The sequence below is a fragment of the Craterilacuibacter sp. genome (assembly GCF_051659485.1).
Lineage (GTDB): Bacteria > Pseudomonadota > Gammaproteobacteria > Burkholderiales > Chromobacteriaceae > Craterilacuibacter.
This window is the reverse complement of record NZ_JBOFOO010000062.1, coordinates 1-21122: the sequence shown is the minus strand read 5'-3', so window position 1 is coordinate 21122 and position 21122 is coordinate 1. Positions and strand designations below refer to the sequence as shown.

Annotated in this window: 19 protein-coding genes and 1 pseudogene; 11 read left to right on the top strand and 9 right to left on the bottom strand. The window is 60.8% G+C overall.

Annotated features, from left to right (window positions below):
• Positions 1–171 precede the first annotated feature (171 nt).
• The 3 genes from ACRC1E_RS02125 to ACRC1E_RS02115 all read right to left on the bottom strand — a co-directional run bounded on the left by ACRC1E_RS02125 (position 172) and on the right by ACRC1E_RS02115 (position 3698).
• A complete protein-coding gene (locus ACRC1E_RS02125) occupies positions 172–1797 on the bottom strand; it encodes a 3-(methylthio)propionyl-CoA ligase (RefSeq protein WP_438513456.1) in 1626 nt (541 codons plus the stop codon).
• 132 nt (positions 1798–1929) lie between these two features.
• Entirely contained in the window at positions 1930–2457 is a 528-nt protein-coding gene (locus tag ACRC1E_RS02120) for a response regulator transcription factor (RefSeq protein WP_438513455.1), read from the bottom strand.
• A complete protein-coding gene (locus tag ACRC1E_RS02115) occupies positions 2454–3698 on the bottom strand; it encodes an ATP-binding protein (protein ID WP_438513454.1) in 1245 nt (414 codons plus the stop codon). Before ACRC1E_RS02115 ends, ACRC1E_RS02120 begins: the two co-directional genes overlap by 4 nt.
• Positions 3699–3789: 91 nt before the next feature.
• Between ACRC1E_RS02115 and ACRC1E_RS02110 the strand changes: the two genes are divergently transcribed.
• From ACRC1E_RS02110 to ACRC1E_RS02085, 6 genes are all read left to right on the top strand, one after another.
• Positions 3790–4371 (top strand): SCO family protein, encoded by a 582-nt coding sequence (locus ACRC1E_RS02110; RefSeq protein ID WP_438513453.1) that lies wholly within the window; start codon positions 3790–3792, stop codon positions 4369–4371.
• A 161-nt stretch (positions 4372–4532) separates the two neighbouring features.
• The gene (locus ACRC1E_RS02105; protein WP_438513452.1) at positions 4533–6533 is read left to right on the top strand and encodes a TonB-dependent copper receptor; all 2001 of its coding nucleotides are present in this window, start codon (positions 4533–4535) and stop codon (positions 6531–6533) included.
• Positions 6534–6765: 232 nt separating this feature from the next.
• On the top strand, positions 6766–7428 hold the full coding sequence (locus tag ACRC1E_RS02100; protein ID WP_438513451.1) for a thermostable hemolysin: 663 nt from the start codon (positions 6766–6768) through the stop codon (positions 7426–7428).
• Positions 7425–8882, top strand: coding sequence for an AMP-binding protein (locus ACRC1E_RS02095; RefSeq protein ID WP_438513450.1), 1458 nt, complete (start codon positions 7425–7427; stop codon positions 8880–8882). Before ACRC1E_RS02100 ends, ACRC1E_RS02095 begins: the two co-directional genes overlap by 4 nt.
• Positions 8879–9559 (top strand): TenA family transcriptional regulator, encoded by a 681-nt coding sequence (locus ACRC1E_RS02090; RefSeq protein ID WP_438513449.1) that lies wholly within the window; start codon positions 8879–8881, stop codon positions 9557–9559. Before ACRC1E_RS02095 ends, ACRC1E_RS02090 begins: the two co-directional genes overlap by 4 nt.
• The gene (locus ACRC1E_RS02085) at positions 9556–10353 is read left to right on the top strand and encodes an SDR family oxidoreductase (RefSeq protein WP_438513448.1); all 798 of its coding nucleotides are present in this window, start codon (positions 9556–9558) and stop codon (positions 10351–10353) included. The genes ACRC1E_RS02090 and ACRC1E_RS02085 overlap by 4 nt, the downstream gene beginning before the upstream one ends.
• On the opposite strand, the gene ACRC1E_RS02080 is transcribed toward ACRC1E_RS02085, so the two are convergent.
• From ACRC1E_RS02080 to ACRC1E_RS02060, 5 genes are all read right to left on the bottom strand, one after another.
• A complete protein-coding gene (locus ACRC1E_RS02080) occupies positions 10350–11699 on the bottom strand; it encodes an ATP-binding protein (protein WP_438513447.1) in 1350 nt (449 codons plus the stop codon). The genes ACRC1E_RS02085 and ACRC1E_RS02080 overlap by 4 nt on opposite strands.
• Positions 11696–12361 carry a response regulator gene (locus ACRC1E_RS02075; RefSeq protein WP_438513446.1) on the bottom strand — a complete coding sequence of 222 codons (666 nt, stop codon included), beginning with the start codon at positions 12359–12361 and terminating at the stop codon, positions 11696–11698. Before ACRC1E_RS02075 ends, ACRC1E_RS02080 begins: the two co-directional genes overlap by 4 nt.
• A gap of 12 nt (positions 12362–12373) precedes the next feature.
• The gene (locus tag ACRC1E_RS02070) at positions 12374–12919 is read right to left on the bottom strand and encodes a cytochrome b/b6 domain-containing protein (protein ID WP_438513445.1); all 546 of its coding nucleotides are present in this window, start codon (positions 12917–12919) and stop codon (positions 12374–12376) included.
• A 66-nt stretch (positions 12920–12985) separates the two neighbouring features.
• Entirely contained in the window at positions 12986–13255 is a 270-nt protein-coding gene (locus tag ACRC1E_RS02065; protein ID WP_438513444.1) for a PepSY domain-containing protein, read from the bottom strand.
• A 75-nt stretch (positions 13256–13330) separates the two neighbouring features.
• A complete protein-coding gene (locus ACRC1E_RS02060; protein WP_438513443.1) occupies positions 13331–14977 on the bottom strand; it encodes a phosphoethanolamine transferase in 1647 nt (548 codons plus the stop codon).
• 158 nt (positions 14978–15135) lie between these two features.
• Between ACRC1E_RS02060 and ACRC1E_RS02055 the strand changes: the two genes are divergently transcribed.
• Positions 15136–15387, top strand: a complete 252-nt coding sequence (locus ACRC1E_RS02055; RefSeq protein WP_438513442.1) for a hypothetical protein — start codon at positions 15136–15138, stop codon at positions 15385–15387.
• 4 nt (positions 15388–15391) lie between these two features.
• Here ACRC1E_RS02055 and ACRC1E_RS02050 read toward each other — a convergent pair whose 3' ends face one another.
• A complete protein-coding gene (locus tag ACRC1E_RS02050; protein ID WP_438513441.1) occupies positions 15392–16390 on the bottom strand; it encodes an isocitrate/isopropylmalate dehydrogenase family protein in 999 nt (332 codons plus the stop codon).
• Between the two features lie 208 nt (positions 16391–16598).
• On the opposite strand from ACRC1E_RS02050, the gene ACRC1E_RS02045 reads away from it, so the two are divergent.
• The 4 genes and pseudogenes from ACRC1E_RS02045 to ACRC1E_RS02030 form a co-directional block, all read left to right on the top strand.
• A complete protein-coding gene (locus tag ACRC1E_RS02045; RefSeq protein ID WP_438513440.1) occupies positions 16599–17726 on the top strand; it encodes a serine/threonine protein kinase in 1128 nt (375 codons plus the stop codon).
• A gap of 89 nt (positions 17727–17815) precedes the next feature.
• Positions 17816–18796, top strand: a complete 981-nt coding sequence (locus ACRC1E_RS02040; RefSeq protein WP_438513439.1) for a DMT family transporter — start codon at positions 17816–17818, stop codon at positions 18794–18796.
• Between the two features lie 180 nt (positions 18797–18976).
• Positions 18977–20326, top strand: coding sequence for an MFS transporter (locus ACRC1E_RS02035; protein ID WP_438513438.1), 1350 nt, complete (start codon positions 18977–18979; stop codon positions 20324–20326).
• A gap of 314 nt (positions 20327–20640) precedes the next feature.
• Positions 20641–21122 (top strand): annotated as a pseudogene (locus ACRC1E_RS02030) (serine/threonine protein kinase); the annotation flags it as partial.

Sequence of the window (21122 nt, the reverse complement as noted above, 5' to 3'; positions counted from 1 at the left end):
GGATAAGGACAGGGGCCAACACGAGGAAGAAACATCAGACCGGCGAACCAGCCGGATGCTTCGAGGGGCTAACACCACAAAAACCATCAGGCTTCCGTGTGGGGCCTACTCTAATGCAATTACTCTAACCACTCAAGTTATTACGAAAGAATATTCGCTTTTACACAGGGATTACCAAGTATAAGAACTGAATTGTTCGCGCAGCTTCATTTTCTGTAATTTACCGGTCGCGGTATGCGGCAACTCGTCGACAAAAGCCACATCGTCCGGCGTCCACCATTTGGCGATCTTGCCTTCGTAAAAACCGATCAGCTCGTCGCGCGTCGCGCTCATGCCTTCTTTCAAGACCACCACCATCAGCGGGCGCTCATCCCATTTCGGATGCACGATACCGATGGCCGCCGCTTCCTGCACTGCCGGGTGACCGACCAGAATGTTCTCCAGATCAATGGAGCTGATCCACTCGCCACCGGACTTGATCACGTCCTTGGTGCGGTCAGTGATCTTCATATAACCGTCGCTATCGATATTCACCACATCACCGGTATTGAACCAGCCGTCAGCCGTGTGGTTGTCATCCATCTCGCGGCGGAAGTATTGCGACAGCACCCACGAACCACGCACCTGCAGATTACCGAAGGCCTTGCCGTCATGCGGCAGTGGCTGGTTCTCGTCATCCACGATGCGGATCTTGACGCCGTAGAGCGGGCGACCCTGCTTGCCCTGCAGATGGCGCAGGGTCGCGGTGTCGCAGCCCTTGTGCTTGAACTTGGGGGTACTGGTGGTGCCGCATGGCGACAGCTCGGTCATGCCCCATAGCTGGCGCACTTCGGCACCGTGCTCGGCCAGTTGGTCAACCATGGATTCCGGTGCGGCCGAGCCGCCGATAATCACACGCTTCAGGCTGTGGATCTTCAGGTGATTGCGCTGGCAATGCTGCAGCAGCATCATCCAGATGGTCGGCACGCCGGCCGCCATGGTCACGCCTTCTTCTTCGATCAGCTCGTACAGATTAACGCCATCCATCTTGGGGCCAGGCAGCACCAGCTTGGCGCCGTTCATCACGCAGCTATAAGGCAGGCCCCAGCCGCTGACATGGAACATCGGCACCACCGGCATCACCGCGCTTTGCGCCGAGATGTCGAGGCTGTCCGGCAAGGAGCTGGCAAATGCGTGCAGTACGGTAGAGCGGTGCGAATACAGCACGCCCTTGGGGTGACCGGTCGTGCCCGAGGTGTAGCACAGGCTGGACGCGGTTTTTTCATCGAATTCGGGCCATTCCAGCTGATCGCTGTGGCTATTGACCAGGTCCTCGTAGCACACCAGATTCGGGATGCTGCTGTCCTTGGGCATATTGGCGCGGTCTGTCATCAATACGAAGTGGCGTACCGTGCCCAGTTCGGCGGCAATCTGTTCAACCACCGGCAGGAAAGACAAGTCGAAGAACAGCGCCTTGTCTTCGGCGTGATTGATGATGTAGCTGATCTGTTCGGGAAACAGGCGCGGATTGACAGTGTGGCAGATGGCACCGGAACCGGACACGGCATAGTAAAGCTCGAGGTGGCGATAGCCGTTCCAGGCCAGCGTACCCACGCACTCGCCCATGCTGATCTGCAAGGACTTCAGTGCATTGGCCAGCTGACGCGAGCGCTTGCCCAGGTCGCGGTAGGTGTAGCGATGAATGGGGCCTTCAACAGTGCGTGACACGATCTCGCTGTCGCCATGCCAGGATTCGGCATGCACCAGCAAGTCCGAAATCAGCAAAGGCATTTCCATCATCTGTCCACGCAACATCATCTTGTTTTCCCCTCATTAGTCTGCTTGCAGCAATGACAATGAGATTAGGCGCAAATGGAATGAATACTCCAATCACTTTTTCTGATGCAGTCGCTAAAGTTTTGCTGATCGTGTGCGATGCACGGTGCGCCATCAACCGGCTACCGGCCGTTTGGCCAGCATGCGCTGCAGGGTGCGCCTATGCATTTTGAGCGACCTTGCGGTCGCGGAAACATTACCGCCATGCTCGGACAGCACCCGTTGCAAGTGCTCCCAGCTCATCCGCTTGAGCGACATCGGCTCTTCTGCCAGCGCCAGCGCCGGGTTAGCCTCCCGCTGGGTGAATGCGGTCATAATGGCATCGGCACTGGCCGGTTTGGCCAGATACTGAACCGCCCCCAGCTTGATCGCCTCGACGGCCGTGGCAATGCTGGCATAACCGGTCAGTACCACAATTTCAGCCTGTGGCGCTGCCGCGCGCAGCGCAGGCAAGAGCCTGAGGCCGGAATCCCCGTCCAGATTCAGATCCAGCAGCACACGCGCAGGCGGCGATTGCACCGCTTGCTGCAAGGCATCGGCGGCGGTGGCGGCGCTGGCCACCGTATAGCCGCGCCGCAGCAAGACCCGGCCCAGCATGGCGCTAAATGCCGCATCGTCATCCACCAGCAAAAAATCCGTCATGGCGCCCTCCCCGATAAAGGCAGGCACAGCGAGGCGCGTACTCCGCCGGCCTGATCATTCGACAGCGTCAGGCTGCCGCCCAGACGCGACAAGGTTACATGCGACAGCAACACGCCTATTCCCATGCCCGCCGGTTTGTCCGAGGGCAGCATCGCGAGGCCGGCACGCGCCAGCTGCGCTGCGGACAGGCAGCCTTCACGATTGGTAATGGCCAGCTGCAAGCTGTCGCCCTCCAGCGCAGCAGCCAGCTCGACCTTGCCGCCACCGGCATCGGCTGCGTTATTCAACAGATTGAATAACGCAGCCCAGAAACCATGATCTGCGGCAAACAAGGGCCCGCCGCTTTGCGGGCCCTGCCAGTGCAATGCCACATCGGGGCGCAGTGTGCGCCAGCCGGCGATGCGCGCGGCCAGCGCATCGAATAGCGGCAGATGCTCGCCCGAAACTTCGGCATCCTCCCGCAGCCTGGACAAGCCGGCACGACAGACCGCCAGTTGCTGCTGCATCAGCCGCAAGTCTTCCCCCAGCTCGGGGTCGTCGGCATAGCTGTCGGCCAGTTCATCAGCCAGCAGGCTCAAGGTGCCCAGCGGCGTCGACAAGGTATGCGCCGCGCTGGCGGCCTGTACCCCCAGAGCCACCAGCTGTTCATTGCGTAGCTGTGCCTCGCGCGCCGCCGAGAGCGCCGCTTCGCGCAGCACCAGTTCGCCCGCCAAGCGCGACACGAAGCCGATGATCAAGACCATGGACAGGGCGAAGGTCAGCCACATACCGACCAGATGCAGGGTAAAGGCATAGGCGGCATCATCGCCGGCAAGCGGCCACGGTAAATGCCAGAAAAAAAGGCTGCCATAGGCCAGCAAAGAGAGGCCGCCCAGTGTCCAGGCAAAGTGCACCGGCAACAGCAAGGCGGCAAACAGGATGGGGGGCAGATAAAGCGAAGCCAGCGGATTCGCCGCTCCACCACTAAAAGCCAGAATTTCGGTCAGGGCCAGCACATCGGCAAACAGCCCCAGCGCCAGCGGATTGATCCCGCGCCAGCGCGCCAGACCATTAAACTGCAAAGCCAGATTGATCACGGCCAGCGTCGCCAGCGCCTGCGCGCACAAGGCCCACGGCAAGACGATACCCCGCCAGCGCAGCGCACACAGCAGCACGCTGGCGGCCAATAGCATCAGCCAGCGCAACCGGATAATGCGGGCACCGGCGTCGCCAGGAAACAAAGAGGAAAACGTCACGGGCATGGGCGCGACTTTACCATCGGCCGGGTGATACGGCGATGGCTGCGGCAATTTGTCGCAAGACCGGCGCCGCATCCGGGCTTACCATTTAGCCATGAAACCTGCCGCACTGATCCCGCTTATTCTGGCACTGGGCCTCACCGCCTGCGCCCCTGCCCCTGCACCGCTGCCATTCAAGGGCAGCGATATCAGCGCCGAAAATTTTGGCGCTGACTTTAGCCTCACCACACATGACGGCAAGCCGGTGTCGCTTTCCGGTTACAAAGGCAAGGTGGTGGCCCTCTTTTTCGGCTACACCCATTGTCCGGACATCTGCCCGACCACCTTGCTCGAGTACGCCGGTGCGATGAAGCAATTGGGCAAGGACAGTGAGCAGGTGCAGGTGCTGTTTGTCTCGGTAGATGCCAAGCGCGACACGCCGGCGGTACTGGCAGGCTATGTGCCGCACTTCGACGCGCGCTTTATCGGCCTGTCCGGCAGCGAGGCCGAGCTAAAAACCGCTGCCGGGCATTTCAAGGTGGTGTCGCAGGTCTTGCCGACGGCAGGTGGCGGTTACCTGATAGATCATAGCGCCGGCTCCTATCTGCTGGATAAAAGCGGCAAGCTCAGGGTATACGAGCCCTATGGCACACCGCTGGACACGCTGGCACACGACATCAGACTATTGCTTGACTAGACCCTGAACTGTGCCATGGTGGCGCGCATGCGCTGTGCCGTCTGGCTGACATCGGCGGCAAAAGCCGCCACCTGACGGATGATGGCGCAGTTTTCTTCGGCCGCCTGCGGCATCATGTCGCATTCCCTGTTAAAGACATCGGCATTAGCATCGCCACATCCATGACTCAGCTTCCGGCGATGATGAAAACCTGCAAATCCCTTGTCCTGCTTCCCCTTGCCCTTGCCGTCCATATGGCTTGGGCCGAGCCCGTACCCGGCAATGTGCTGGACGAAATCGTCGTCACCGGCGCACGCACCATCAGCCCGCTCTTGGTCACGGCCGACCCGCAAGCACCACGCCGGCCAGTGGCGGCAGCCGATGCCGCCGACTTTCTGAAAACCGTGCCCGGCATGAACAGCATCCGCAAGGGTGGCGCTTCATCCGACCCGCTGCTGCGGGGCTTAGGCGGCTCGCGGCTGGCGGTGCTGGCCGATGGCGGCTTTCTCTATGGTGGCTGCGGTGGACGTATGGACCCGCCTACTGCCTATATCGCGCCGAGCGCCTACGACAAGGTTGATGTCATCAAGGGGCCGCAGTCGGTTAAATACGGCATGGGGCTGATTAGCGGCGCGGTCAATTTCGAGCGCAGTACCGAACCGTTCGCCGAAGCCGGCGTGCGCCTCAGCGCGGCGGCCACCGGCGGCAGCTTTGACCGCAATGATCAATGGCTGGATGCCACCTTCGGCAGCACCTTGGGCTATATACGCGCCATCGGCACCCAGACACATGGCGGAGACTACAAGGACGGCAATGGCGACAAGGTGCACTCGGCCTTCGAGCGTAATAGCGCGACGGTGATTGCGGGGCTGACACCAGATGCCGACACCACCATCGAGCTGTCAGCCGACCGCAGCCGTGGCGAGGCGGCCTATGCCGACCGCGGCATGGACGGCACCGTCTTCGACCGCGATGCCTGGGGCTTCAAGGCCGAGCACCGCAATCTCGCGCCGTGGCTGGCCGCTCTGCGCGCCGAAGCCAGCCACAGCTATGTCGATCATGTGATGGACAACTTCAGCCTGCGTAGCGGCACCCCCACGGCCAAGCGCGCGCTTAGCAACCCCGACCGCGAAACCGATGGTGCCAAGCTCGAGGCCGATCTCAAACTGGGCAGCGCAGAGCTCACCGTCGGCTCCAACTGGCAGCAGGACGAGCACCGCTTCCGCAGCGGCGTGGATTACCAAGGCAAGCCCCGCACCCCCGACCAGAGCTTCGACAGCTTCGGCGTCTTTGCCGAAGGCCGCCTGCCGCTGCACGCAGGCCGCCAGCTTATCGCCGGCCTGCGCCACGATCGCGTCGACGCACGCTACGACGCCGGCTTTAGCAATCAGGCTTTGCAGAACACCGGGCAGCGCTATGAGCTGAACTCTGGCTTTGCCCGGCTGGAAAGCCGCTACGGCAACTGGACGCCGTTTGTCGGGCTGGGTCTCGCCCAGCGTGCGCCGGACTACTGGGAGCGCGCCAAGAAAACCGCTGGCAACGCGCCACTGCAGAAGGAAAACAATACCGAACTCGACTTCGGCACGCTGTATAAAAACGGTGCACTACAAGCCTCGTTCTCGGGCTATCTGTCGCGCATCGACGACTTCATCCTGATTGAGTCGCAACAAGCGGGCGGCGCGGTTGGCGGCAGTAGCGGGACTGCCCGCAATATCGACGCCAACCGCGCCGGTTTCGAAGCCGAGGCCAACTGGCGCTTCGCACAAAACTGGCATCTGGGCGCGATGCTGGCCTATGCCTGGGGTGAAAATACCACCGACGGCACGGCACTGGCGCAGACGCCGCCGCTGGAAGGCCTGCTGACACTGGGCTGGGAAAACGACAGGCTGGCACTGGCCGCCAATCTGCGCGGTGTCGCCCATCAGGGCCGCGTGGCACCCGGCCAGGGCAATATCGTCGGCACCGATCTGGGCGAAAGCGCCGGCTTCGGCACAGTCGGATTCAAGGCCGGCTGGAAAGTCAGCAAGACCATCCTGCTGTCGGCCGGCATCGACAACCTGTTCGACAAGGCCTACGCCGAGCATCTGAGCAAGGGCGAGCCTAACGGGCTCAACCCGATTGTCGACCGCATCAACGAACCCGGCCGCACCCTGTGGCTGAAGCTGCAAGGCAGCTGGCAGTAAACCACCCTTAACAAGCAGCCTGCTATCGCTCGTGGGCAAGCGGCCATAGCAGGCATGGTCAGCTATTTTTTAGCTGCGTGTGGGGTGGATTGCCTATGCCCCCGGCTACAAAAAAATGGTGCGCCATGCCCGCTCCCCTCCTAAAACCAGCAAAACATGCCAAAGCCTTAAGCTGCCATTAAGGCTGGTTGTCTAAGCTAGCGCTGAAACATGAGCCTAAAGGGGAGTCTTCATGTCCGGCCTGCCACAAATTGCCAGCCACAGCCGCAGCCATCTGGTCCAGCGCGGCGAGGCGCACTATCCGGCACTCACTCGTTTTATCAGCCACACCTTCCGGCAGCACTATCAGGCGCAACCGGATCACTTCCTGCCCTGGCTATTAAGCGAGGAGCTCGCCGGCGAGACGCAGGCTGTGCTGGGCGTGGCGCTGGCCGACCGCTCGGCGCTTTATCTGGAACACTATCTGGCGCAGCCGATAGAACAGCGGCTGGCCCTCGAACTATGCCGCCCGGTGGCCCGCTCGCAACTCGTCGAAATCGGCAATCTGGCGGCACATGGCCGGCATGCTGCTACGCTGATACGCATGCTGGTGCTAAGCCTGCACGCGGCAGGCCGGCCATGGGTGGTGTTTACCGCGCCGCCGCGCCTGACCCGCATGCTTGCACATATGGGGCTGATGACCCGCCCGCTGCTGCGTGCCGATCCGGCATGCTTGCCGCCCGAGCAGCAAAAACTTTGGGGCAGCTATTACGCCGAACAGCCGTGGGTGACGCTGGGACTGATCGCCCCCTCGTTTGAACAACTGTCGGCCCATCGCGCAGGCCACGCCGACTGGGCTGGCCATCTGGCGAGGGCTGGAGCTTTTGCCCGGCGCTTGCAGGAGGATGGCAGATGAAAAACGCTTTATGGCTGGCACTGGCGGCGGCCATGCAACAACACGCCGCACGCATTCTGCTGGACGATGGCGAACGCAAACTCACGGGTGCCGGGCTACTGGCGGCCATAGACGCTGCGGCCGCCGCACTGGCTGGCAGCCAGGTCGCCGCCTTGCAGGCCGATAACGGCTGCGACTGGGTGATCGCCGATCTGGCGGCACTTAAAGCCGGCGTCACACTGGTGCCGCTACCCTTGTTTTTTTCCGCCGGCCAATGTGCGCATGTGCTGGATAACGCCGGTGTCGACACCCTGCTGCGCCCCTGCCGCGCAACAGACACGCCCTTGCCCGGCTGCACGGCACTGACGCTGGCACGGCTCACGCCACAGCGGCGCCCGGCCATGCCCGCAGCCTGCGCCAAGATCACCTTTACTTCGGGCACCACCGGCACCCCCAAAGGCGTCTGTCTGGATCAGACCCTGCTGCTGGCGACCGCGCGCAGCCTGTCGGATGCCACCGGCGGCGCGCGTCTGGCCTCGCATCTGGCGGTCTTGCCGCTGTCTACCCTGCTGGAAAATGTAGCCGGCGTGTACCGTGCCCTGCTTGCCGGCGCGCACTGCCATGTGCCGCCCTTAAGCTCGGTGGGCATCTCCGGCAGCAGCGGCCTGAATGTACGCCAACTGGCGATGACACTGACGGCGCTGCGCCCAGCCAGCCTGATTCTGGTACCGCAGTTATTGACCGAACTGATCCATGCGCACGCCCAAGGCTGGCAAGCGCCGGACAGTCTGGCTTTTATTGCCGTCGGAGGGGCTCGCGTGGCACCGGCACTGGTCGAACATGCCCGCGCCTGCGGCTTGCCGGTGTACGAGGGCTACGGCTTGTCCGAATGCGGCTCGGTGGTCTGCCTGAATGTGCCCGGCCGCGACCGGCCCGGCAGCGTCGGCCAGCCCTTGCCGCATGTCGCCTGCGAGGTCGTGGATGGCGAACTGTGGGTGACGCTGCCTGCCGCCAGCGGCTATCTGGGCGAGATAGCCGGCTTCTCGACGCGCATCGCCAGCGGTGATCTGGTCAGGCAGGATAGCGACGGTTTTATCCACGTCGCCGGCCGCAAGAAACATGTGCTGATCACCGCCTTCGGCCGCAATCTGTCGCCGGAGTGGGTCGAAAGCGAACTGCTGGCACAAGGCGTGATCCGCCAGTGCGTGCTGCTGGGCGAGGCATTGCCGGCCTGCGTCGCACTGCTGTTTGCCCCGGATGCCGACGAAGAGCGCGTGCAGCAGGCGCTGGATCAGGCCAACCGCGGCCTGCCCGACTATGCGCGCGTGGCGCACTTTATCCGTCTGGATACGCCCTTATTGCCCGGCAGCCCGCTGATGACGGACAATGGCCGGCCACGACGCGCGCGGATTGCCGAACACTACGCCACGACCCTTGCATCCCTTACCGCCTCTCGCACCGGAGTCCAAGCATGACTTTCTATCCACAACTCGTGTCCGCAACGGCCAGCGGCCGTGACTATCTGCTGGCCAGTGAACTGATCCACCAGGCCATGAGCGGCAAGATGGATGTGGCAGGCTACGCGGCCTATCTGACCCAGGCCTTCCATCACGTCAAGCACACCGTGCCCTTACTGATGCAGGCCGGTGCGCGCCTGCCGGACAGCAAGGAATGGCTGCGCGAAGCGGTGGCCGAATATATAGAAGAAGAAACCGGGCATCAGGAATGGGTGCTGAACGATATTGCAGCCTGCGGCTACGACAAGGAAAAAGCCCGCCATAGCCTGCCCAATCCCCAGACCGAGCTGATGGTGGCCTACGCCTGGGATATGGTCTGCCGCGTCAATCCGGTCGGTTTTTTCGGCATGGTACTGGTACTGGAAGGCACTAGCGTCAATATCGCAAGCCAGGCTGCCGACGCGATACAGGCATCGACCGGCCTGCCCGACTCGGCATTCAGCTATCTGCGCTCGCATGGCGCACTCGATCAAGACCATATCGTGTTTTTCGAGAAGCTGATGAACCGGATCACCGACCCGCAAGATCAGGCCTGCATCCTGCACAGTGCCAATATGTTCTACCGCCTGTTCGGCGACACCCTGCGCGCGGTCGATGCGACAGCGGCGACGGCACTGCTACCGGAGTTCGCATGAAAAACGCCCGTACCTTTGTCGTCACCGGTGCCTCCGGCGGTATCGGTGGCGCCATCGCCCAGGCACTGGCCGCTGCCGGCCACCAATTGATACTCACCGGACGCGATGCCGTGCGTCTGGCAGCCCTGGCGGGCACCTTGCCGGACAGTGCCAACGCACTGTGGGTGGCCGCCGATTTGACGAAGGCAACAGGCCGGGCCGCACTCCTGGAGGCTTGTCGCGATAGCGCAGGCATTTCGGGTCTGGTGAATGTTGCCGGCAGCGGACATTTCGCGCTATTCGAGCAGATGACGGAAGCCGAGATAGAGCAACTGGTGATGACCAACCTGAGCGCCCCCATGCTGGTCACGCGGGCGCTATTGCCCTTGTTGCAGGCCAGCGGCGACGCCGACATTGTCAATATCGGCTCGACCTTCGGCAGTCTGGGTTTTCCGGGGCAAGCCGCCTATTCGGCAAGCAAATTCGGCCTGTACGGTTTTAATGAAGCGCTGCGGCGCGAGATGACGGGTCAGCCGCTACGCGTGCATTACATCGCGCCACGCGCGACCCGCACCGCGCTCAATAGCGATAGCGTCAATACGCTCAACCTCGAGATGGGCAATGCCAGCGACAGCCCCGAAGTGGTCGCCCGCGCCATGATGGCGGCACTGGCCAGCGGCCGCAGCGGGCGGCACTATATCGGCTGGCCGGAAAAATTGTTTGCCCGCCTCAACCTGCTCTGCCCGGCCATCGTCGACAAGGCTTTGGCCGGCAAGATCGCGCTGATCCGCCGCCATGCGGGGCGTAAGCCTTAGCCCCGGCGCAGCCGCGCCAGCAAACCGCCCTCGGGGCGGTTTTCCAGTTCCAGATGCAGCCCGTGCAGCGCGGCGACCCGTTCGACGATGGACAGGCCCAGCCCGCTGCCTGCCTGCGCCTGCCCCGGCGGACGGAAGAAACGCTCGCGTATGCGCGGCATCAGCGCCGGGTCTATGCCCGGGCCACTGTCCAGCACCGTGATAGCGTCGGGACTGGCCTGTAGTACCACTTCGCCACCCGCCTGCGCGTAACGGATGGCATTGTCGGCCAGATTGCGCAGCATCAGCGTCAGCAGGGTTTCATCCCCTTGTAGCGGCAGGGCGCGCGCCATATCGCCATCCAGCTGCAGGGTAATTCCTTGGTTCGCGGCATCTGCCGCCACATCCGCGGCGACTTGCCGCAACACCCGCGCCCAGTCCACCGCCTGGGCGTTTTGCGGGCCGGCCATCGGATCGAGCCGGGTCAGCGCCAGCAACTGGTTGACCAGACGCGTGGCTCTATCGACACCCACTTCCAGTTGCGACAGCGCCCGCGCCTGATCGGCGGGGGGCAAGCCCAGTTGCGCGACTTCGGCCTGTATTTTCAGTGCCGCCAGCGGTGTTCTCAGTTCGTGTGCGGCATCGGCCGTAAAGCGGCGTTCGCGCAACAGGGTGTCGGCCATGCGCCCGACCAGCTGGTTCAGCGCCGCCAGCATGGGTGCGGCCTCACTGGGCACATCGGCAACCAGCGGTGCACTATCGTCCAGACGGCGCGACTGCAACTGCTCGGTCACGCGCCTAAATGGCGCCAGACGCCGGGTCAGCGTGACCCACAAGGCCAGCAACAATAGCGGCAAGGCCAGCAGCCACGGCAATAGCTGGGCCGTCAGCACCTCGCGGGCCACCTCGTTGCGAAAGTCCAGCTCCTGCCCCACCGCCACCACCCGGTGCCCGTCCGGCATCGGCAGATACAGCACCCGCCAGTCCTCGCCATCGAGCTTCATATCGTAAAAACCGTGTTGACCTGAAGGCAGGGCAAAGTCCTTGTTCTCGCCATCGGAAAACACCACCCGGCCCTGATCATCCCAGACGATAAACGCCAGCGCATCGTCCTCCAGATTGCCACGCTGGGCGCTGGGCAACGGCTTGGGCAGCAAGGCCTTGCCGCGCGGCAGGCGTGCGCTGTCATCGTCAAAATCATGCAGATCGGCCGCCAACAGTTGGCGGGCAAACTGGAGCTGCTGGGTATCGAACAGCTCGTCAATTTCATGGCGCACCTGCACCCAGGCTACTGCCGAGCTAGCCCCCCAGATCAGCAGCACGGCGATGGCCACAGTCAGCATCACCTGCAGGCGCAGACTCTTCATTTGTCTGTGGCCCCCAGTGTGTAACCGACACCGCGCACCGTACGTATCACCGTGGCGCCCAGCTTTTTACGCAGGTGGTGAACGTGGACTTCCAGCGCATTGCTTTCGACATCCCGATCCCAGCCATACAGCTTTTCCTCGATGCGTTCCTTGGGCAACACCCGCCCCACATTGGCCATCAGCAATTCGAGCAGGGCAAATTCGCGCGCCGTCAGCTCGATCTCGGCACCGGCGTGCATCACCTTGCGTGCGACCGGGTCGAGCATGATGTCGCCCTGGGTAAAAGTGGGCGAACTCTGCCCATGATGGCGGCGGATCAAGGCGCGCAAGCGTGCCGCCACCTCGGCCAGCGCAAACGGTTTGGCCAGATAGTCATCGGCACCGGCATCCAGGCCACCGACGCGATCATGCAGCGCATCGCGGGCAGTCAGCACCAGCACCGGCTCCTGCCGCCCGGCCTTGCGCCACGCCGCCAGAATATCCATGCCGTCCATGCCGGGCAGGCCCAGATCCAGCACCACCGCGTCGTAAGGTGCCGCCGACAAGGCCGCCAGCGCCTCACGCCCATCGCGAAACCAGTCGGTGGTAAAGCCCAATACCGTCAGGCCGGTCTTGAGTCCGTCACCAATCAGTCCATCATCTTCTACCAGCAATATCCGCATCGTCCCTCCCCTTTATCGGCGCCGAAAATGCTTGACCCCGGTGATCATCGCCCGCGGCAAGTTGACGCCCTCCACATGGCTCATCACGATAGCGGCCAGCACATGCATGCCGGCCAGCGCCATCAGGCCATCGGCTAGAAATTCATGCAGATTTTCCAGCCATTCTTCGCCCCAGAAGGCATCGGTGCCCATCATATAACCGCTCAAGCCCAAAGCCAGCACCCAAGCCATCAGCGCCAGCATCATCAGTGCGCCGGCCGGATTATGGCCGGGATGCGGATCGGGCTCACCCGTTTTTACCCGCTGCCAGTGATCCTGCAACCGCTGCCGCGTCGGCCAGAAATCGGCAAAACGCGCATGCCGGCTGCCGACAAAGCCCCACACCATACGCAGCACAATCAGCGAGGCTGCGACATAACCGCTCCAGCGATGCGGCGCATCACCCTCTTCCAGCACAAACAGATTCAGTACGATACAGGCCACCAGCGTCCAGTGGAACAGGCGCACGAAAGGGTCCCACACCCGATAGCCGCTGTTATCCGAAGTCATCGTCGCCATGCCCGCCTCCATCAAAAAATAAAAAGGGCGCCGCGCGCCCCTTCAATCCATGCACTGCGGCAGGGCTTAATGCTCGATCTCGGACTTCACCGGCTTGCCGGACACGGTGTCAAAGTAGATCTCGGCCTTCTTGCCGTCGCGGGTCTTGCCGTACATCTCGTAGCAGTTGCCGTCGACCTTGAACTTCTTGATGGTGTAACCATCTGCCTCAAGCTTTTTCTTGAAGTCGGCTTCCTTGATCCACTGGTCTTTAGGGTGGGCTTCGCACTTGGCACCGGCAAAAGCAGCCGTCGAGGCAAAACCGGCCATCATGGCAACGAGCAGAATTTTTTTCATCATGTTCACCTTTAAGTTGCAGCCACATGAGCAGGTGGCGTGGGTGTATTACACCGTAGCCGCCTTAACCCAACCTTAAGTCGATAGCATTTTTACCGGCGCGGGTCTGCGGCACGCGGCAAACAGATCCAGTTGCTGGCGGTAAACCGAGGTCGAAATATCCAGCAGGCCCAGCACCGAATGGAACAAATTGTCCTGACTATAAGACCGGGACTTTTTGGTGGACAGGCACTGGGTATTCACGGCATTGCGCTTCTGGTAGCCATCGGAGAACCACATCAGCATCGGCACCTTGTACTGCGCCTCCGGTGCCATAAAGTAAGGCGTGCCGTGCAGATAGATATTATTCTCGCCCAAGGATTCGCCGTGGTCGGAGATGTAAATCATGGCGCTGTCTACATCCTTTTGCTGCTGCAATAGCGCGATGGTGCGCGCCAGGAAGTGGTCGGTATACAGAATGGTATTGTCAAAAGCATTGCCTATCTCCTGTGCCGAGCACTTCTGCAACTCGCTGCTGCGGCATACCGGTTTGAACACCTCGAACTGTTTGGGGTAACGCTTGTAATAGGCCGGCCCGTGACTGCCTTTCTGATGCAGTACGATCAACATATCGCCTTTGGCCGCCGCCAGTTTTTCCGGCAAGCCCTGCAGCAGAATCTCGTCACCGCACTCTTCCTTATTACACAGCCCCGGCGTATCCAGATGCGCCATATCCTCGATCGGCATACGCAGGCATGTACCCTTGCAACCGGAATTATTATTGCGCCACAGCACCCCATAGCCGCTGCGCTGAACGATATCGAGCAGGTTCTCCCGCTTCTTGGCCGTGCCGGCATCGTAATTTTCACGCGTCATGCCGGAGAGCATGCACGGCAGCGACACCGCCGTTTCGGTGCCGCAGGCGCTGACATCGCTGAAGTTGATCAAGCCGGGGATTTGGCTTAACTCCGGGTTGGTATTGCGCGCATAACCATTCAGCGAAAAGCGGTCGGCACGCGCCGTTTCACCCACCACCAGCACCAGCACCCGCTTTTTGTGCGGCAAGGTGGAAAACGACAAACGCCGCGCATCGCTGGCATAGGGCTGGATCACATCCGGCGTACTGTTGTGGCGCAAATAGGTGCTGGTAGCCTGGATATAGTTGTTCGGGGTCAGCAGATAACGCAGGTCGCGGTGATTGCGAAACAGCGAGGCAAAATCCTGATAGCCGGCCAGCGCCACACCCGCCAGCACCGCCGCCGTCACCACCAGTGCCAACAGGCGCGCCAGCACCTCGCGCCCTGCCGGCCGGTACTTGACCGGTATTTTCCACAGCAGGATGGATGGCAGAACGCCCAGCACCAGTACCATCAGCACCATGCGTAGCGTAATCAGGTCGCGCACCTCGGCCGGATCGGTCTGGAACACGTTCTGCACCATGTTCACATCGATCAGCACGCCATACTGCTGCATGAAATAGCTCGCGCCAGCACTGGTCAGCAGCAGCACAATCAGCAGCGGCTTGAATACCCACGGCCAGGCCAGCAGCAATAGCAGCAGATTAAAAAAAGCGGTGACCAGCAATGCCGTCAGTGTCAGCATCCAGATGCTGTGCCCGTCTAACGGCGGCACAATCACCAGCATGCGTTGCCACAAGGACTGGTTGAGCAGCAGCACGAATAGCAGGGACAAAATCAGCGTCAGGATTTCGGGACGCAAAGGGCGCAGGGCAGGAGGTCGCATATTCGATAGCTAAATATATTGTTGCCGCAGCGTACCCTACATAAATTAACGCAGACTTAAGCGAAGCATGCTTGCCCGCACAGATCGCGCCTTGCCCCACAGCGCACGCGTCCTATCATGGCTGGAGAAAAAAACGCCACGCCAAGGACAGCCCCGACATGAATGCAGCCAAGCTCATCAGGAAACTGGTAGAGGACAACAAGGCACCGGAACAGGTCGCGGTACTGATACAACTTGCCGCCGCGCTGGAAACCGGTGCCGCTTTCGATGTCCGCAGCCTGTACGACATCGATATGAAGTATTTCGATATCGCCATCCAGTTGCTGCAGGACTGGCGCTTTGATCATCACATCGCCGCACGCAGCAAACTGATAGAAGAGATCATGGCAGCCGAGCGGCCGGCGGAGTAAACCCTCACCCGCGCACGATGCCAAGCAATGCCCGGCTAAAATCCCCGGTAGCGGCCGTGCCGCCCAGATCCGGTGTCGCCACACCTGAGGCCAGCACCCGGCTTATCGCCTGCTCCAGCCGGCGGGCTTCAGCCTCGAGCCGCCAATGGTGGCGCAACAGCATGGCAACGCTAAGCAAGGCGGCCACCGGATTGGCGATGCCGCGCCCGGCAATATCGGGCGCCGAGCCATGTACCGGCTCGGCAATCGCGACCCCCTGCCCCACGCTTAATGATGGAGCCAGCCCCAGGCCGCCGCTTAAACCGGCAGCCAGATCCGACAGAATATCGCCGTACAGATTGGGTGCCAGCAGCACATCGAACTGTTCCGGCGCCTGCACCAGACGCAATGCCGCGGTATCCACCAGCACTTCATCAACGGCCAACTGTGGATAATTTGCCGCCACCGCCCGCGCGGCATCGCGGAACAGACCATCGGTCAGCGGCAGAATATTGGCCTTGTGGATAATTGTCAGGCGCTGACGTGCCCTGCCCGCAGCCAGCGCACAGGCGACCTCGGCCACCCGGGTCGAGGCGCGGCGGGTGATGCGCTTGATGGCGGTCGCCGTTTCGCCATCGCTCTCTTCCTCGCCGATATACAGGTCTTCGGTGTTTTCGCGCACGATCAGCAAGTCCAGATCCGGCCGCCCGCCCGCCAGCGGCAAGGAGCGGGTCGGGCGCAGATTGGCATAGCAATCCAGTTCACGGCGCAGCGCCACGATGGGCGAGCGGTAGCCTGCGACCTTGTACGCAGGCGAGCTGACGGCGCCAAACAGCACCGCGCCGCACATCCGTGCCGCCGCCAGCGTCGATGCCGGCAAGGCCGTGCCTTCACGGCAGAATGTTTCCCAGCCGGCCTCGGCCTCCAGCAACTGCACTGCGGGCACCAAGGCTTGCAGCACCTCCACCGCGGCCGCAACCACCTCCCGCCCTATGCCATCTCCGGCAATTACGCATAAATGCATATCCAATCCTTTTAATTAATGACATAGAAGTTAAGCGATGCGTAGTAAGGATTGCAAGCAATTAGCCGTAAAAACCGGCCGGCACCCCCATATGGAATGCACGTTTTTTGATAGCAAATGAATGATTTTTGGAATGCGCCCCCCCCCCAACAAGATAACAATACGTCCAAGAAATTCAAACCGAATCTCCAAAACGAGGGCATCTACCATGACCAAGATTGTTAACTCCTGGAACGACTTCGACCCGCTCAAACACGTGATTGTCGGTCGCGCCGACCACAGCTGCGTGCCGCCAGAAGAACCGGCAACTTCCGAGAAGGTACCTATCGACAGCCCGATGCGCGGCATGTGGGGCCCTCGTCCACTGGAAACCGTCGAAAAAGCCAATATCCAGCTCGACAATCTGGCCCGCGTCCTCGAAGAGCGCGGCGTGAAAGTGGACCGTCCAAGCCCGCTGCAGTGGAACCAGCCGGTGATCACACCGGACTTCCGCACCGGCTCGATGATGACCTGCATGCCGCCACGCGACACGCTGCTCACCATCGGTAACGAGATCATCGAAGCGGCCATGTCCTTCCGCTGCCGCTACTGGGAATACCTCGCTTTCCGTCCGCTGATGTCGCAGTACTTCAACGAAGACCCGGAATTCCTGTGGAGCCAGGCACCACGTCCACGCCTGTCCGACAAGTCGTACAAGCACAACTACTACGACGAGCAAATCTCCCTCGAAGACCGTCTGGTACGCACCGCCAACAAGGATTTTGTCACCACCGAAGAAGAAATCCTGTTTGACGCCGCCGACGTGATGCGCATGGGCAAGGACTTGTTTATCCAGCACGGCCTGACCACCAACCGCAAGGCGATGGAATGGTTCAAGCGCAAGTATCCCCAGCTGCGCATCCATGCCGTCAACTTCCCGGGCGACCCGTACCCTATCCATATCGATGCGACCTTCGTGCCGCTGCGCCCCGGCCTCATCATCAACAACCCGCACCGCAAGCTGCCTGAAGCCCAGCGCAAGATCTTCGAACAGAACGACTGGCAGATCGTCGACGCGGCCATGCCTGCCCACGATGAACCGCCTGCGCTGTGCTACAGCTCGGTATGGCTATCGATGAACTGCCTGGTACTCGACCACAAGACAGTGATCGTCGAAGCGTCCGAAGTGAACCAGATGGAACAGATGGACAAGCTGGGCATGAACGTGATCCCGATGCCATTCCGCGATGCCTACGCCTTCGGCGGCGGCCTGCACTGCTCCACCGCCGACGTATATCGCGAAGGCGGCTGTGAAGACTACTTCCCGAATCAGGACGGCGATGTGACCCGCGTATAAATCACGCCGGTCCGAGTCAGACCTGACACAGGCCCGGCCCTCAAGGCCGGGCCTTTTTGCAAAAGGTTCACTTATCCAGGAGTCTCGCCATGACCACTCCCGCCACCTCTTCATCGACGACCCCCATCAACAAACAGGTCGGCTTCATCAATGCCTTTATCGCCGCCACCCTGATGGGTTTTGTCGGCTTCTTCGCCCGCCATATCGACGCACAGGGCGACTTCATCGCCTTCTCGCGCATGATGTGCGGCGGCATCCTGTTCTTCGCCATCATCGCCTACAAAGGGCGCTTGCTTGAACTGAAGGAATTCAAACTCTCGCCCACGATGATTCTGTCCGGCTTTTTCATGGGCAACTGCCTGTCGGCCTATATCACCGCCACACAACACACCTCGATCGCCAATGCGGTGTTCTTCATCTACATCGGCCCCATCATCTCGACCCTGCTGGCCGTGATCTTCCTCAAGGAGAGCATGAAACTCGCCACCTGGTTTGCCCTGCTGGCGGTGTTCATCGGCATGATGATGATCTCCGGCCTGATGTCTATCGATAGCAGCGGTTTCAGCTTCGGCATGCAGTTCTCCGAGAAGACTTTCTTCGGCGACATGATGGCGCTCTACTCCGGCGTCGGTTACGGCCTGTTCCTGTTCTTTGGCCGCTTCCGTACCGAAGTGCCGGGTGACGTACGCGCTTTCTGGAACTTCGTGTTCGCACTGGCCGGCATCACCCTGCTGTTCGTGTTCACCAAACCGACCATCTCGCAAATGACCTCGAGCGACTGGATGTGGTGGATCGGCATCGGCATCGTCTGCGGCTTCGGCGCACTGGGTACCTGCACCATCGCCACCCGCCACCTGAAAGCGGCCGAATTTGCCTGCGTATCGTACTGGGAGTGCGTGGTGGCAGCCCTGTTCGTCGGCCTGATGATCTATGGCGAGCCGCTGTCCAGCGCCCAGATGATAGGCGGTGCGATGATCATCATCGGCGGCATGAGCGAAGTCGTGATCAGCATCCTGGGCAAGTCTTTCAAACGGCCAAACAGTGTGACTCTCAAAGCCGGTAGCATCTGACCAACATCAAAGTTACCCGGATAAAATACAACTAAGATAGCCATCGAAATCAAAATAGCCAGCCCACCGGGCTGGCTTCCTTCCAGTGCCGGGCGCTGGCCATCTGACAAAATCGCTCTGCTGCAGAGCCATTTTGTGAGACGGCAACGTCAACTGTTTTCAGACAATGGAGGGTCAGTCATGAGTGCCACACACACTGCAATGCATCCACCGGGCCAGTCCCCCGCCCACAGCAGCACACAGGCCGATGCCGGCGCCTTGCGCCGTGCTGCCGTCGCCAGTTTTATCGGTAATTTTGTCGAATGGTTCGACTACGCCGCCTACGGTTATCTCGCCACCATCATCGCACTGGTCTTCTTCCCGCAAACCGACCAGACCACCGGCCTTCTCGCCACCTTTGCCGTTTTTGCCCTGTCCTTTATCGTGCGGCCAATAGGCGGCATCATCTGGGGACATCTGGGCGACAAAGTCGGACGCAAAACCGCGCTCTCGCTCTCCATCCTGATCATGTCGGGCGCCACCTTCTGTATCGCCTTTCTGCCGACTTATGCACAAGTCGGCATGCTCGCGCCCATCCTGTTGCTGATCATTCGTCTGGTGCAGGGCTTTTCCGCCTCGGGCGAATATGCCGGTGCCGCCGCTTTTCTGGCCGAATATGCACCTGATGGCAAGCGCGGCCTCTACACCAGCATCGTACCGGCCAGCACCGCCGCCGGCCTGTTGTTCGGCGCCCTGTTTGTCGCGCTACTGCATGCCTGCCTCACAATTGAAGAACTGCACAGTTGGGGCTGGCGTCTGCCCTTCCTGCTGGCCGCACCCTTCGGCCTGATCGGACGCTATATCCGCCTGCATCTGGAAGACACCCCCAAGTTTCGCCAGATGGAAAAAAATCTGGAAAAGAAAGAGCAAAACAGCAAGGTACCGATTCGCGAGCTGATGGGTAAATACCGTCTGAAAGTCGCCATTGCCTTTGGCGTTACCTGCCTCAATGCTGTCGCCTTCTATCTGGTACTCAGTTATATGCCGACCTATCTGTCGGTCGAAATGGGCATGAATGCCACCGACTCCTTTCTGGCCTCCACCGTTTCACTCGCGACCTACATCTTCTTTATCTTCCTGATGGGCATGCTGTCCGACCGCTTCGGCCGCAAGACCATGCTGATCGCCGCCTCTATCGGCTTTATCATCTTCACCGTCCCCTTGTTCTCGCTGCTGGATAGCAAAAGCTTTGCCACCATCTTGCTGGTACAGATCGCCTTTGGCGCCCTGCTAACCATGAACGACGGCACGCTGGCCTGCTTCCTGTCCGAGATTTTCCCCACCCATGTACGCTATAGCGGCTTTGCCTTCAGCTTCAATTCGGCCAATGCGCTGTTTGGCGGCACTGCGCCCTTTATCGCCACCTGGCTGATCAGTATCAGCGGCAGCAAGCTGGCACCGGCCTGGTATCTGGTCATTGCCGCCGTCGTGGCGCTGGTGGCCATGCTGCTTAGCCATGAAACTGCACACGAGCCGCTAGCGGACGAATAAGCCCCGCCCCATCCTGCCATCACGCCGGCCTTGCGCCGGCTTTTTTTGCGCCTGGGTGTTGGGAATGGGGAATGGGGAATGGGGAATGGGGAATGGGAGGCTAGGACACCAAGCCACAGCAGATGACTGCTTTTTGATAGTTAGCGACCCGTTTTTACTAGACCGCAGCAACCAACACACCACGCCCATAACAGCAGGCGCGAGTTGACTGTTTTTTGATAATCACTGCCCACTTTTTGGAATGCCAAACAAGCACCAGATGCGCAAAATACGTCCCAAGCAAGTGAAATCAACCTAGTGGAAGGGAATACAGCATGACCAAGATTGTTAACTCCTGGAACGACTTCGACCCGCTCAAACATGTCATTGTCGGCCGTGCCGACCATAGCTGCGTACCACCGGAAGAACCGGCAACCTCCGAGAAGGTGCCGATGGATAGCCCGATGCGCGGCATGTGGGGTCCCCGTCCACTGGAAACCGTCGAGAAAGCCAATATCCAGCTCGACAATCTGACCCGTGTCCTCGAAGAGCGCGGCATCAAGGTTGACCGTCCAAGCCCGCTGAACTGGAACCAGCCGGTGAATACCCCGGACTTCCGTACCGACTCGATGATGACCTGCATGCCGCCACGCGACACGCTGCTGACCATCGGCAACGAGATCATCGAAGCGGCCATGTCCTTCCGCTGCCGCTACTGGGAATACCTCGCTTTCCGTCCGTTGATGTCGCAGTACTTCAACGAAGACCCGGAATTCCTGTGGACCCAGGCACCGCGCCCACGCCTGTCCGACAAGTC